Here is a 12,759-nt window from a genome sequence, read left to right on the forward strand (position 1 = left end):
GTAAGATGAGCGGGTGGCCAGACGCCCCCGCCCCGATGACGACGTGACCTCCACCCTGCACCGGCTGCTGGGGTTGGTGCGGTCGTCGGTCCCGCCGGTGCACTCCGCCGGGCTGCCGTTCATCTCCGCCGGGTTGGCGGTGGCCGCCGTCGGCCGCAACCACCGCGTTTTGCGCCGCGCCGGGCTGCTGGCCGCCGGGGCGTGCGCGGGCTTTTTCCGGCACCCGCCGCGGGTGCCGCCCACCCGACCCGGGGTCGTGGTGGCCCCGGCCGACGGGGTGGTGTGCGTCATCGACACCGCGGTCCCGCCGCCCGAGCTGGGACTGGCCGACGTGCCGCTGCCCCGGATCAGCATCTTTTTGTCGCTGCTGGACGCCCACGTGCAGCGGGCCCCGGTGGGCGGTGAAGTGATCGCCGTGCAGCACCGGCCGGGCCGGTTCGGGTCCGCGGATCTGGCCGCGGCTAGCGCCGACAACGAACGCAACAGCCTGGTGATCCGCACCCCGGACGGCGCGCAGGTGATCGCCGTGCAGATCGCGGGGCTGCTGGCGCGCCGCATCGTGTGCGACGCGCGGGTCGGCGACAAGCTGGCGATCGGCGACACCTACGGGCTGATCCGGTTCGGCTCCCGGCTCGACACCTACTTGCCCGCCGGGGCGCGGACGATGGTCAGCGTCGGTCAGCGCGCCCTCGCCGGTGAGACCGTGCTGGCCGAGCTGCCATGACCGCCGGCCCGTCCCGCCGGGCGGTGGGTCTGCGGATTCTGCCCGGGTCGATGACCGTGCTGGCCATCTGCGCGGGCCTGACGTCGATCAAGTTCGCGCTGGACGGCCAACCGCACGTGGCGATGGCGCTGATCGGGGCGGCGGCGATCCTGGACGGCCTGGACGGCCGGGTGGCCCGCTTCCTGGACGCCTCGTCGCGGATGGGCGAGGAGATCGACTCGCTGGCCGATGCGGTGAACTTCGGGGTGGCGCCGGCGGTGGTGGTGTACGTGTCGCTGCTGTCGACCTCGCCGGCCGGCTGGATCGTGGTGCTGCTGTACGCGGTCTGTATCGTGTTGCGGCTGGCCCGATTTAACGCCCTGCTCGACGACGCCAGCCTGCCCGCCTACACCCGGGAATTCTTCGTCGGGATGCCCGCCCCGGCCGGGGCGATCTCGGTGATCGGCCCGCTGGCGGCCAAGATGCAGTTCGGCGACGGCTGGTGGAGCTCGGAATGGTTCGTGTGCGCCTGGCTGGTGGCCTGCTCGGGGCTGGTGGTCAGCCGGATCCCGATGCGCAAGATGCACGCCGTGTCGGTGCCGCCGAACCTGGCGGCCGTGCTGCTGGCGGTGTTGGCGATGGTCGCCGCGGCGGCGTTTTTGTTCCCCTACATCCTGATTTTGGTGCTCATCGTGGCCTACCTGTGCACCATCCCGTTTTCGGTCCGCAGCCAGCGCTGGGTCGCCGCGCACCCCGAAACCTGGGACGAGGCGCCCAAACAGCGCCGCGCCACCCGACGCGCCATCCGCCGGGCGCAGCCCAACCGGCGCTCGATGGCCCGGCTGGGGCTGCGTAAACCCAGCGGCGGCCGCTCGATGGCCCGGCTGGGGTTGCGTAAGCCGGATCAGGGCCAGTGACCCCCCACCTGACGCTGACCGCGCGGCTGAACACCTCCGCGGTCGACACCCGCCGCGGCGTGGTCCGGCTGCACCCGGAAGCCATTGCCGCCCTGGGGATCCGGGAGTGGGATGCGGTGTCGCTGACCGGGTCGCGGACCACCGCGGCGGTGGCCGGGGTGGCCGACGCGGACATCCCGGCCGGGGTGGTGCTGCTCGACGACGTGACGCTGTCCAACGCCGGGCTGCGCGACGGCACCGCGGTGATCGTCGCCGCGGTCACCGTGTACGGGGCGAGGTCGGTGACGTTGAGCGGTTCGGCGCTGACCGCCCGGTCGGTGTCGCCGGCCACCCTGCGCCAGGCCCTGCTGGGCAAGGTGATGACGGTCGGCGACGCGGTGTCGCTGCTGCCCCGCGATTTGGGGCCGGGCACCTCCACGTCGGCGGCCAGTCAAGCGTTGGCTTCGGCGGTGGGGATCAGCTGGACCTCCGAGCTGCTGACCGTGACCGGGGTGGATCCGGCCGGACCGGTCAGCGTGCAACCCAATTCGCTGGTGAGCTGGGGCGCCGGGGTAGCGCCGGCGGCCGACGACACCGGCCGGCCCGTCGAGCTTGCCCAGCCCGCGTCGTCGCCGCCGCGCGCCGAGCCGGCGATCAGCCTCAACGACCTCAAGGGCTGCGAGGCGCAGGCCGGCAAGCTCACCGAATGGCTCAAGCTGGCGCTGGACGAGCCGGGCCTGCTGCGCACCCTGGGCGCCGACACCAACCTGGGTGTGCTGGTGTCGGGTCCGGCCGGGGTCGGCAAAACCACGCTGGTGCGCGCGGTGTGCGCCGGGCGGCGGCTGGTCGAGGTGGACGGCCCGCACGTCGGCGCGCTGAGCGCCGAGGACCGGCTGGCCGCGGTGACCGCGGCGGTCACGCAGGTGCGCGACGGCGGCGGGGTGCTGCTGATCGCCGACGTCGATGCGCTGCTGCCCGAGCCGCCCGAGCCGGTGGCCACCTTGATCCTGGCGCAGCTGCGCGCGGCGGTGGGCACCGCCGGGGTCGCCTTCATCGCCACCTCGGCGCTGCCCGACCAGCTCGATCCCCGGCTGCGCGCGCCCGACCTGTGCGACCGCCAGCTGGGGCTGAGCCTGCCCGACGCCGCCACCCGGGCCGCGCTGTTGGCCACGCTGCTGCACGCGGTGCCCACCGGCGACCTGGATCTCGACGAGATCGCGGGCCGGACACCGGGTTTCGTGGTCGCCGACCTGGCGGCGCTGATCCGGGAGGCGGCGCTGCGGGCGGCGGCGCGGGCCAGCGGCAACGGGGAACCGCCGGCGCTGACCCAAGACGACCTGGTTGGGGCGCTGTCGGTGATCCGGCCGCTGTCCCGGTCGGCGGCCGAGGAGGTGGCCGTCGGCTCGGTGACCCTGGACGACGTCGGCGATATGGCCGCCACCAAGCAGGCGTTGACCGAGGCGGTGCTGTGGCCGCTGCAGCATCCGGACACCTTCGCCCGGCTGGGGGTGGACCCGCCGCACGGGGTGCTGCTGTACGGGCCGCCCGGCTGCGGCAAGACGTTCGTGGTGCGCGCGCTGGCCGGGTCCGGGCGGGTCAGCGTGCACGCCGTCAAAGGCGCTGAGCTGATGGACAAATGGGTGGGCAGCAGCGAACGCGCGGTCCGCGACCTGTTTCGCCGCGCCCGCGACTCGGCGCCGTCGCTGGTGTTCCTCGATGAGGTCGACGCGCTGGCGCCGCGCCGCGGCCAAAGCTTCGACTCCGGGGTGACCGACCGGGTGGTGGCCGCGCTGCTGACCGAGCTCGACGGCGTCGAGCCGCTGCGCGACGTGGTGGTGGTCGGCGCCACCAACCGACCCGAGCTCATCGACCCGGCGCTGCTGCGCCCGGGCCGGTTGGAGCGGCTGGTGTTCGTCGAACCGCCCGACGCCGCCGCGCGCCACGACATCCTGCGGATCGCCGGCACCTCGGTGCCGCTGCACGACGACGTCGACCTGGACGCGCTGGCGGCGGATTTGGACGGCTACAGCGCCGCCGATTGTGTGGCGTTGCTGCGGGAGGCGGCGTTGACCGCGATGCGGCGCTCGCTGGACGCCGCCGACGTCACCGCCGCCGACATCGCCGCCGCCCGTCAATCCGTGCGCCCCTCACTGGATCCCATCCAGGTCGAGTCGCTGCGCGTCTTCGCCGCCGCGCGGTAACCCCCTGCCCGCGAGTCATTGGACCCTGCTCGGGTCGCCGCGCAGGCGTGAAAACGGGCTTGGTTCGCATTCCCAACGCCGAAAGTGCGTGCACGCAGGAGTCCTCTCGAACTTCTCCTGCGTGTGCGCACTTTCGCTGCTTGGCCGGGGGATTTCCGGTCAGCGTGTGTGTCCCCGGCCGACACGCCGAGCAAATTCCCGGGTTTGCGCACCCTCGCACCCGGCCGGGCGCCGGCCGGGTGCGGGCCCCTAACGTGGCGGCCGCGAGCAGACGCAAAGGTCCCCGATTAGGGCAGGAAATCGGCGCTTTTGCGTCTGCTCGCGCTACTCGGGCCGGTAGCTGGCCAACAAGGCGCGGGCGGCGGCGGCGACGTCGTCTTCGAGCCAGGACGGCAGCTCCGAATCGTAGGCGTGGCGGCGCACCACGGCATACGGCAGATCCGCGACCGCCCGGGCGACCGCGTGCACGGGCCGCGGATCGCGGCTGCCGTAGAGCCGCTCGGCCAGGTCGTCGACGCGGTGCAGCAGCGGCGCGTTCATGGCGGCCAGCGTGTCGCGGAACGCCGCGTCGGGTTCCCCGTCCAGCAGGTCCCCCGGCCGGATCGTCAACAGCAGCCGGGCGTCCTCGGGCAACTCCCGCGCGAACCGCACCGCCGCCACCGCCATCGCGACCGCGGTTTCGGTCGCGGTGTCACCGGCCGCGGCCATCGCCCGCGACTGGAACCGGTCCAACGCGCGCAGCCAGGCCGCGGTCAGGATGCCGTCGCGGTTGCCGAACCGGTGATACAGCGTGCCCGCCGGGGCGCCGCTGGCCTTGGCGATCGCCGCCACGCTGGCCGCGCGCGGCCCGTCGGCGAGCACCAGCGCCCGGGTCGCGTCGAGGATCACCTCGGTTTCATGCTTCCGCGGAGGCGCCACGATCTAGTACAGTCCTTCTATATGGAACGGTTACCCTATATCGATGAGCATGCCATAACCATCGACGCGGCGCCCGCGGAAACCTGGACGGCGCTGCTGCAGGTCATCTGCCGCGACCCCGACGACCCGGCCACGGTTCCGGTCGGTTTCGCGCTGGCCGAGGCCACACCGCCGCAGCGGCTGGTGTTGAAGGGCCGGCATCCCTTCGCGGTGTATCGCTGGGTCTTCGAGCTGGACGAGCTGGGGCCACAGCGCACCCGGGTGCGCTCCCAGACCTGGGCGGCGTTTCCCGGACCGCACGGCAAGGTCTACCGCGCCCTGGTGATCGGCACCGGGGCCCACCGCGTCGCGGTGCGCCTGATACTGTGCCGCATCGCCGCCGCGGTGCGCCCACCGGCCGCGGCGTTCCGGTGAGCAACTGGGGCGCCACCCGACAGGAGCGCGGCACCGCGCTGCCGTGTGACGCGTTGCTGCCGAACGGAATCCGCGCCGACCGCGCGATCAGCATCGCGGCGCCCCCGGCGATCGTGTTCGGCTGGCTGTGCCAGCTGCGGGTCGCCCCGTACAGCTACGACCTGCTGGACAACTTGGGCCGCCGCAGCCCCCGGCGGCGCACCCCGGCCCTGACGCACCTGGCGATCGGGCAGCGGTTCATGACGTTGTTCACGCTGCATTCGTTCGCCGACGGCGAGCACATCACGCTGCGCTCCGCGGGCGTGGCGGTGACGTACGCGGTGCGCCCGCTCGACACCGGCGCCCGGTTGCAGGCCCGGGTCCGGTTCGGCGGCCCGCGCATCCTCGCGCGCCTGCTCGCCGTGGGCGACCTAGTGATGATGCGCAAACAATTGCTCACCCTGCGGGCATTCGCCGCGCGTGAGGCACGAAACGAAATGTCTGACACCCAAATCCGACGGCCCTAGCGGGTCGCGCCGACGTCGCGGCGGCGACCGCCCCGCCAGATTTGTGTAGACTGTCTACCAAATATCGCCGAGCGAGGACACCGCCGTGAACCGGACCGAGAACGACACCTGGGACATCACCGAAAGCGTGGGCGCCACCGCGCTGGGCGTGGCCATGGCCCGGGCCGACGAAACCAACAGCACGCACCCGCTGTTCACCGACCGCTACGCGCAACTGTTCGTCGACGCCGCCACCGTGCGCGGCTGGCGGCCGCCCACGTCCGGGCCGATGGTCCAGCGGCGACGGGCGATGGGCGGCTACGCGGCGGCCCGCACCAAGTGGTTCGACGAATACTTCATCGCCGCCGGCGCCAACGGCATCGACCAGGCGGTGATCCTGGCCGCCGGCCTGGACGCCCGCGCCTGGCGGCTGCCCTGGGTGGACGGCACCGTCGTCTACGAGGTCGACCAGCCCAAGGTGCTGGAGTTCAAGGCCGACACCTTGGCCGCCCATGGGATCCGGTCGGCGGTCAACTACCGCGCGGTCGCCGTCGACCTGCGCCAGGACTGGCCGACGGCGTTGCGCCAGGCGGGCTTTGATGCGTCGACACCCACCGCGTGGTCGGCCGAAGGGCTGCTGCCCTACCTGAGCGCCGCGGCCCAGGATCTGCTGTTCGAGCGCATCGCGGAACTCAGCGCGCCGGGCAGCCGGGTGGCGGTCGAGGCGTTTAGCCCGGGTTTCTTCGACCCGGAGAACCTGGCCCGCCGCCGCGACGAATTCCGCAAGCTGCGCGAAGCCGGCGACACCAACGCGCCGGATGTGCAGGACCTGTGGTACGTCGAGGAGCGCACCGACCTGGCGGCGTGGCTGACCCAGCGCGGCTGGCGGGTCACGGCGACCGAAGCCCTGGACCTGATGGCGGGCTATGGCCGGCCCGCCCCCGCCGAACTCACCGACCTCACCCCGCGCAGCGTGTTCATCGAGGGCCGGCTGCGCCGCTAAAGCGCGGTCAGGCAGCGGCGCCGGCCCGCAAAATTCGGATGCGTGGCCGACGGTCGCCGGGTACCTTCATCTGTCCAGGGGGAACCGTCCGGCCACTCATCACTTCCTACCCGCCGGACAGCAGCGACCATGCTCAGCGACGCTCAGGCCGAACAGTTGTCGGCAGCGCGACGATCATTCATCATCGCCACCACCGTCGCGATGGTGAACCACGGCCTGTGGGTGCCGCTGATCTTCTTGTTCTTCACGCTGGGCCGCGGGCTCCCGCTGACCGGCGCCGGGGTCGCCGCCACCGTCGGGAACACCGGCGCGCTGCTGCTGGGTGCGGTGGTGGCCGGGCGGGTGGTGGACCGGCTGGGCCCGTTCCGCGCGATGACGCTGTCCGGTGTGATCGGCGCGGCGGCGTTTGTCGGCTTCCTCCTGACCACCACGCTGGGCGCGGTGGCCGCGTTCTCGTTCACCGCCGCGCTGGCCGGAAACCTGTTCTTCACCAGCGATCCGGAGGCGGTGCGCCGGTTGACCGCCGAGGGCGACGACCGCACCCGGATGTTCGCGTTGCTCACCTCGGTGCGGGTGCTCGGCTTCGGTGTCGGCGCGCTGGCCGCGACGCTGGGTCTGCTCTTCGACCGCGGCTCCGGCTGGTTCTGGACGGCGCTGGTCGCCTTCATCGCGGCCGGCGAGTTGATCACCGCCGCCCTGTTTTGGCGGTTGCGCTGGGTCGACGACGACGGGCCCGTCGACGGCGAACCGCCGGACGCGGTGCCGCCGCGCTACCGCGACGTGCTGCGCCAAGGCGGCTTCATGGCCTTCATCGCCGGGGTGTTCATCATTGGGCTGACCACCATCGGGATGGACACCGCCCTACCGCTGTTCATGTTGTCGGTGGGGTTGCCCACCTGGACGACGACGGTGGCCTACCTGTTCATCTGCGTGATGGTCGCGGTGGCCGCCCGCGCCGTGGCCCGCATCGGCCAACGGGTGCCGCACCTGCGCATCCTGTCCTGGTCGACGGCATGCTGCGCGGTCAGCTTCCTGGTGGTGGACAGCCTGGCCGGCATCCAAAACGCCGGCCCGGCACTGCTATTCGCCGTGCTCACGCTGGGCCTGATCCTGTTCAGTGTGTCCGACGCGGCCAGCAACGCGCTCGGCGCCAACATCATGCTGACCTTCGCCCCGGCGGAGTCCTCCGGCCGGCACGGCTCGCTGCTGCAGACGGCGTGGGCGGCGGCGAGCACCGTGGCGCCCGGAATGTACGCCGCGCTGTTCACCGCGGGCCGGATCCTGCCGTGGCTGGTCAGCTCGGTGTTATTGGCGGTCGCGGCCGCGGTTTTCGCTGCCGTACACGGCCAGCGCTGGGAGTAGCCCCCTCGTTGATGACTCTGCGGGTACCAGGCTGTCTACTCGTACTTTTCCCTGATAGCCGCAGAATCAACGTAACGCCAGGCCCGCCCGCCGGTGCGCTACGATCCGCGGCGTGTACTCACGATTGGCGGCGGCGGCCGTGTGCGCGGTCTTGGCGACGGCATGCTCGACGACTACGCAGGATTCGAGTGTGCACCTGAAGTTCGGGCAGAGCGCCCACGTCACCGACGAGCAGGGCGCAGCGGAGCTGACGGTCGACAGCCTCGACACGGCGGATCCCGCCGACTTCCAACAACTCGAGGACGCCTCGAAGTACACCGACAAAACCGGGTATTACGTGCACTACACGCTCACCAAGGTGGACGGCCCGCAGCCGGAGAGCATCGACTCGTTGTACGTCAGCAACGGCGACGACTACCTCACCCGCCTGACCGTGTTCGCCCCGTTGCGCTTTACCGGCGACCTCAACCACCCGTTCGACAACAACAAGTTCAACTGCGAACCGGCGTCCCCCGTCGACTTCAAGGAGGCCTCCGTCGGCGAGCAGATTTCCGGCTGCCAGATCTTCTTGGCCGACAACGGTGCCGCGCCGCCGGCCCGGGTGATCTGGGATCCGAAGAACCGGCACAGCGAGATGGTGACCTGGACGCCTTAATCCGTGGCGAAAGTCATTCGGATAGCTGGAATTCCACCATCGCGGCCAGGGTGTCGATCGCCTCGTGCAGCACCGCCAGCCGGTCGGCCACCGACGGCGCCGCCAGCACCGCATAGCGGTCGGCGGGACCGATCGGGATCCGAGTCGCCAACGAGTACAACCGCTTTCCGGCCTCGCCGGTGCCGCTGAACATCAGCTCGCGGGCCGGCAACCGGAGGCCGCGGGCGGTCGCGATCCGCTCCAGCAGCGCATAGCCGCGGTCCTCCACCTCGCTCAGCGCCGCCGCGCCGACCGGGGGGCCCGGCTCGTCGGGCCAAATAGCCGCGGCAGCCCGCGGATACGGGTCATCCGGCAACCACTCGGCCACCCGCAGCCGCTCCCCCATCCGGCTGCGCAGCACGTAGCGGCCGAGCCCGAGCTTGCGGTGCTCGGTGATGGTGGCGAGCACCCCGACATCGCAGCGTTCATCGCCGCCGCCGACTTCGCGGCCGCGGGCGATCAGCACCACCCCAAAGCGGCGGTCGCCACGCAGGCAGTCGCTCACCAGGTCGCGGTAGCGCGGCTCGAAGATCCGCAGCGGCAGTTCCTCGTTGGGCAGCAGCGCCGACTCGAGGGGGAACATCGGCAAGCCAAAAAGTTGCACGGCTACAGGTCCAATTCTCCGACCAGCGCATCGACCACCGCGCGCAGGTCACCGTCGTGTTCCTCGGCGACCCGCCGCTGCCGCTGATACGACGCGCCGACCCGGTAGATGTCCGCGACCGCGGCCAACTCGTCGACGCAGTGCAGGGTTTTGGCCACCGGCTCCAGGCGGGTCAGCAGGTCGTCGAGATCGTCGGTGACCAGCCGCTCGTTGCTGTCGGCGTCCAAGATGATCACCGCGTCCAGCCCGTACCGGGCCGCCCGCCACTTGTTTTCCTGGACATGCCAGGGCGGCATGGTCGGCAGCGTCTCACCGGCGTCGAGCCGGCGGTCCAAATCCACCACCAGGCAATGGGTCAACGCCACCAGCGCGCCGAGCTCCCGCAGATTGGACACCCCGTCGCAGACCCGCACCTCCAGGGTGCCCAGATGCGGCGAAGGCCTGATGTCCCAACGGATCTCGTTCATGTGATCGATGATCCCGGTCTTCTTCTGGTCGTGCACGAAGCGTTCGAACTGGCGCCAGGTCTGAAACTGGAACGGCAACCCGGCGGTGGGCAGCTGCTGAAACATCATCGCGCGATTGCTGGCGTAGCCGGTGTCCTCACCACCCCACCACGGCGAGGACGCGGACAGCGCCAGCAGATGCGGGTAGTAGTTCAGCAGCGACGACATGATCGGCATCGCCTTGTGCGCCGAGCGGATTCCGACGTGCACGTGCACCCCCCAGATCAGCATCTGCCGACCCCACCACTGGGTGCGCTTGATCAGCTCGGCGTAGCGGGGCGCGTCGGTGAGTTGCTGTGCGGACCACTGCGCAAACGGGTGGGTGCCCGCGCAGAACAACTCCATGCCGCGGCCCTGCACGATCTGGCGGGCGGTGCTCAGCGTGCCGCGCAGGTCCTCCACCGCCTGCCCGGTGCACTCGCACACCCCGCTGACGACCTCGACGGTGTTGCGCAGCAATTCCTTGTGCACGTGCGGGTTCTCGCCGATCTCGGCGATGACCGCGGCCGCCTCGTTGCTCAGGTCGCGGGTTGCCGCGTCGACGAGCGCGAACTCCCATTCCACCCCGACCGTCGGCCGGGCCGAGCCGGCGAAATCGATATGGGCGGGTGCCCTGCTGGTCGGCGTGCTAGCCGGACCCAATGACACCGCACGCCACCCGCTTACCGGCGTCACCGGTGGACATCGTCATCTCGTCGGGCCCGGGTGAGCCGTTGACCTGGGTGTAGCGCTCCGGCGGAATGTTGGCGAAGTTGTCCGCGCCGCCGTGGATGACCAGCGCGGTGCCGTCCCCTCCGGTCAGGTCCTCCTTGGTGAACGCGTCGGTGGTGGTCACCAGCAGCGCGGCACCGTCCTTGCGGACCTGCAGCGAGGTCAGGTCGCCGCTGGCCGGCTCGCCGGTGTGCCCGGGTGCCTGGTAGTGCCCGCCGGCCGAGTTGAAGTCGCCGGGCGCGCCACCGGTCGGCGCCACCGAGTTGGCCTCACACTTGCCCACCTTGTGGATGTGCATGCCGTGGAAGCCGGGGCTCAGCTGGCCCAAACCGGTGGTCGTGACGGTGACTTTGACGTAGCCGGCCTCGAATTCGAACTTGGCGGTGGCGACGTCGGTGCCGTCGGGCGTCTTCAGGTGGGTGGTCAGGGTCTCCGGGGCGACCGGCCCGCCGGGCTCCGCCGACGACTCCGAGGGCGCCGGCGACCCGGTCCAGACCGACGGCGTGGTTCCCGGTGTGTCCGACGGCGGCTGGTTGGGGCTGCAGGCGCTGAGCAGCGCGACCGGAGCGGCGAACAGGACGGCGGCGAGAGTTTTGCGATGACCGGGCGTGACCATGCCGGATAGCCTAGCCTGGCGGCATCGGCGGTTGGCCTCAACCCGCCTTAGCTGGCCACCACCACGATGACGCCCGGCGGTTGATCGGCGACGTCCGGGTCGCCGATGCGGGGCTCCACCGGCGCGTGCAGCAGCTTGCCCACCGCCTCCGCGGACTCTTTCTCGCCGGGATTCTTGGCGTCGTAGTACACCGTGGTGACCGACACGTCGGTCAACGTCATGTTCCCGGTCTCGGTGACCGTCCAGCCGGCGTCCTTGAGCCGGTCGGCGGTCTGCCCGGCCAGGCCTTCCTGGCCGGAGATGTTGTACACCCGGATGTCGGCCTTGGGCGCGGCCTTTTTCGACGACGGGGTCGCCGAGGTGGTGACGGTTGTCACGGTGGTCGCCGACGTGTCGTCGTCGCCGCTGTCACTGGAGCTCATCGCCTGGAACCCGACCAGCAAGAAGATGACGCCCAGAAATAGCAGCACCATCACCATGGCGCGCAATGGCAGCCCGGAGGAGTCGGGGACGCGCTCGTTCATCGAGCCCACTGTATCGGGGAGTTGATCAGAACCCGAAAACCCAGCGCGTGATCAGGGCACCTCGAAGCCCAGGCGACGCGCGGCTTTCGCTTTTTGTCGACTGGCCCGCAGCCGCCGCAGCCGTTTGACCAGCATCGGGTCGGCGGCCAACGCTTCGGGACGGTCCACCAGCGCGTTGAGCACCTGGTAGTAGCGCGTCGCCGACATGGAGAACAACTCTTTGATCGCTTCTTCCTTGGCGCCCGCGTATTTCCACCACTGCCGCTCGAAGGCCAGGATGTCGTGTTCACGACGGGTTAGCCCATCAATGATTTCAGAGTCGTCCCCCGATCGATTAGCCCGCGCCATAGCGCCGTCCATATCGCTCCCCTGGACCCTTCCCCGAATTCTTGAATGACCTTCAAATGTGGTGCCGCAACGTCGGCGGGTTACGGCGAACATTCAACCACGGCTGCAGGTGTTGGGCCGGAACCCCGCCCCGCGAGTCGGCGGACTCGATGAATTGCTGGCCGCCTAAGCTTGCCGGTCATGGCAGTCGTTCCCATCCGCATTGTGGGAGATCCCGTCCTGCACACCCCGACGACACCGGTGCCGGTCGGCGCCGACGGTTCGCTGCCGGCGGATGTCGGCGAGCTGATCACCACGTTGTACGAAACCATGGATGCCGCCAACGGCGTCGGGCTGGCAGCCAACCAGATCGGGGTGGGGCTGCGGCTGTTCGTCTACGACTGTCCCGACGACCGCGGCACCGCGGCGCGGCGGCGCGGCGTGGTGATCAACCCGGTGCTGGAAACCTCCGAGATCCCCGAGACCATGCCCGACCCCGACCACGACGACGAGGGCTGCCTGTCGGTGCCCGGCGAGTCGTTCCCGACCGGGCGCGCGACGTGGGCGAAAGTCACCGGGCTCGACGCCGACGGCAGCGCGATCACCCTGGAGGGCAGCGGACTGTTCGCCCGGATGTTGCAGCACGAGACCGGGCACCTCGACGGGTTCTTGTACCTGGACCGGCTGATCGGCCGGCACGCCCGCAGCGCCAAGCGCGCGGTCAAATCGCACGGCTGGGGGGTCCCCGGCCTGTCGTGGATGCCGGGCGAGGTGCCCGACCCGTTCGGCCACTGA

The 12,759-nt window shown here is 70.7% G+C and carries 15 protein-coding genes; 9 read left to right on the plus strand and 6 right to left on the minus strand.

The genetic code is table 11. The features are described from left to right. Positions 1-13: 13 nt before the first annotated feature. The 3 genes from ACAG26_RS09955 to ACAG26_RS09965 are packed head-to-tail and all read left to right on the plus strand — an operon-like array spanning position 14 to position 3,800. Positions 14-724, plus strand: a complete 711-nt coding sequence (locus tag ACAG26_RS09955) for a phosphatidylserine decarboxylase (RefSeq protein ID WP_370481716.1) — start codon at positions 14-16, stop codon at positions 722-724. After that, positions 721-1,620: a CDP-diacylglycerol--serine O-phosphatidyltransferase gene (gene pssA, locus ACAG26_RS09960; protein WP_370481718.1), complete on the plus strand. Its 900-nt coding sequence runs from the start codon at positions 721-723 to the stop codon at positions 1,618-1,620. Before ACAG26_RS09955 ends, pssA begins: the two co-directional genes overlap by 4 nt. After that, positions 1,617-3,800, plus strand: a complete 2,184-nt coding sequence (locus tag ACAG26_RS09965; RefSeq protein ID WP_370481719.1) for an AAA family ATPase — start codon at positions 1,617-1,619, stop codon at positions 3,798-3,800. The genes pssA and ACAG26_RS09965 overlap by 4 nt, the downstream gene beginning before the upstream one ends. Before the next feature lie 324 nt (positions 3,801-4,124). Here the strand turns inward: ACAG26_RS09965 and ACAG26_RS09970 are convergent, their stop codons facing one another. Next, positions 4,125-4,718: a TetR/AcrR family transcriptional regulator gene (locus ACAG26_RS09970; protein WP_370481721.1), complete on the minus strand. Its 594-nt coding sequence runs from the start codon at positions 4,716-4,718 to the stop codon at positions 4,125-4,127. Positions 4,719-4,739: 21 nt separating this feature from the next. Here ACAG26_RS09970 and ACAG26_RS09975 point away from each other — a divergent pair, with 21 nt between their 5' ends. The 5 genes from ACAG26_RS09975 (at position 4,740) to ACAG26_RS09995 (ending at position 8,637) form a co-directional block, all read left to right on the plus strand. Beyond that, on the plus strand, positions 4,740-5,132 hold the full coding sequence (locus ACAG26_RS09975; protein ID WP_370481725.1) for a hypothetical protein: 393 nt from the start codon (positions 4,740-4,742) through the stop codon (positions 5,130-5,132). Next, complete coding sequence (locus ACAG26_RS09980) at positions 5,129-5,638, plus strand: hypothetical protein (protein ID WP_370481727.1); 510 nt, start codon at positions 5,129-5,131, stop codon at positions 5,636-5,638. The genes ACAG26_RS09975 and ACAG26_RS09980 overlap by 4 nt, the downstream gene beginning before the upstream one ends. A gap of 85 nt (positions 5,639-5,723) precedes the next feature. Further along, entirely contained in the window at positions 5,724-6,620 is an 897-nt protein-coding gene (locus ACAG26_RS09985; RefSeq protein WP_370481730.1) for a class I SAM-dependent methyltransferase, read from the plus strand. A 129-nt stretch (positions 6,621-6,749) separates the two neighbouring features. Beyond that, positions 6,750-7,982 (plus strand): MFS transporter, encoded by a 1,233-nt coding sequence (locus ACAG26_RS09990; RefSeq protein WP_370481732.1) that lies wholly within the window; start codon positions 6,750-6,752, stop codon positions 7,980-7,982. Positions 7,983-8,094: 112 nt separating this feature from the next. Next, the gene (locus tag ACAG26_RS09995; protein WP_370481734.1) at positions 8,095-8,637 is read left to right on the plus strand and encodes a hypothetical protein; all 543 of its coding nucleotides are present in this window, start codon (positions 8,095-8,097) and stop codon (positions 8,635-8,637) included. 13 nt (positions 8,638-8,650) lie between these two features. On the opposite strand, the gene ACAG26_RS10000 is transcribed toward ACAG26_RS09995, so the two are convergent. The 5 genes from ACAG26_RS10000 to ACAG26_RS10020 are packed head-to-tail and all read right to left on the minus strand — an operon-like array spanning position 8,651 to position 11,997. Further along, complete coding sequence (locus ACAG26_RS10000) at positions 8,651-9,259, minus strand: LON peptidase substrate-binding domain-containing protein (RefSeq protein WP_370482078.1); 609 nt, start codon at positions 9,257-9,259, stop codon at positions 8,651-8,653. A gap of 23 nt (positions 9,260-9,282) precedes the next feature. Further along, entirely contained in the window at positions 9,283-10,434 is a 1,152-nt protein-coding gene (locus tag ACAG26_RS10005; protein WP_370481736.1) for a glutamate--cysteine ligase, read from the minus strand. Further along, the gene (locus ACAG26_RS10010) at positions 10,415-11,113 is read right to left on the minus strand and encodes a superoxide dismutase family protein (RefSeq protein ID WP_370481737.1); all 699 of its coding nucleotides are present in this window, start codon (positions 11,111-11,113) and stop codon (positions 10,415-10,417) included. Before ACAG26_RS10010 ends, ACAG26_RS10005 begins: the two co-directional genes overlap by 20 nt. A 47-nt stretch (positions 11,114-11,160) precedes the next feature. Continuing rightward, complete coding sequence (locus tag ACAG26_RS10015) at positions 11,161-11,637, minus strand: LytR C-terminal domain-containing protein (protein WP_370481738.1); 477 nt, start codon at positions 11,635-11,637, stop codon at positions 11,161-11,163. Positions 11,638-11,688: 51 nt separating this feature from the next. Next, complete coding sequence (locus tag ACAG26_RS10020) at positions 11,689-11,997, minus strand: DUF3263 domain-containing protein (RefSeq protein ID WP_071025632.1); 309 nt, start codon at positions 11,995-11,997, stop codon at positions 11,689-11,691. 168 nt (positions 11,998-12,165) lie between these two features. Here ACAG26_RS10020 and ACAG26_RS10025 point away from each other — a divergent pair, with 168 nt between their 5' ends. After that, a complete protein-coding gene (locus ACAG26_RS10025; RefSeq protein ID WP_370481740.1) occupies positions 12,166-12,759 on the plus strand; it encodes a peptide deformylase in 594 nt (197 codons plus the stop codon).

This window comes from Mycobacterium sp. pUA109, from assembly GCF_041287095.1.
Classification (GTDB): Bacteria; Actinomycetota; Actinomycetes; order Mycobacteriales; family Mycobacteriaceae; genus Mycobacterium.

Bases quoted from the DNA above. Each gene is read 5' to 3' on its own strand.
- pssA (WP_370481718.1), top strand. From the start codon at position 721: ATGACCGCCGGCCCGTCCCGCCGGGCGGTGGGTCTGCGGATTCTGCCC.
- ACAG26_RS09975 (WP_370481725.1), top strand. From the start codon at position 4,740: ATGGAACGGTTACCCTATATCGATGAGCATGCCATAACCATCGACGCG.
- ACAG26_RS09990 (WP_370481732.1), top strand. From the start codon at position 6,750: ATGCTCAGCGACGCTCAGGCCGAACAGTTGTCGGCAGCGCGACGATCA.
- ACAG26_RS10000 (WP_370482078.1), bottom strand. From the start codon at position 9,259: ATGTTCCCCCTCGAGTCGGCGCTGCTGCCCAACGAGGAACTGCCGCTG.
- ACAG26_RS10010 (WP_370481737.1), bottom strand. From the start codon at position 11,113: ATGGTCACGCCCGGTCATCGCAAAACTCTCGCCGCCGTCCTGTTCGCC.
- ACAG26_RS10015 (WP_370481738.1), bottom strand. From the start codon at position 11,637: ATGAACGAGCGCGTCCCCGACTCCTCCGGGCTGCCATTGCGCGCCATG.
- ACAG26_RS10020 (WP_071025632.1), bottom strand. From the start codon at position 11,997: ATGGACGGCGCTATGGCGCGGGCTAATCGATCGGGGGACGACTCTGAA.
- ACAG26_RS10025 (WP_370481740.1), top strand. From the start codon at position 12,166: ATGGCAGTCGTTCCCATCCGCATTGTGGGAGATCCCGTCCTGCACACC.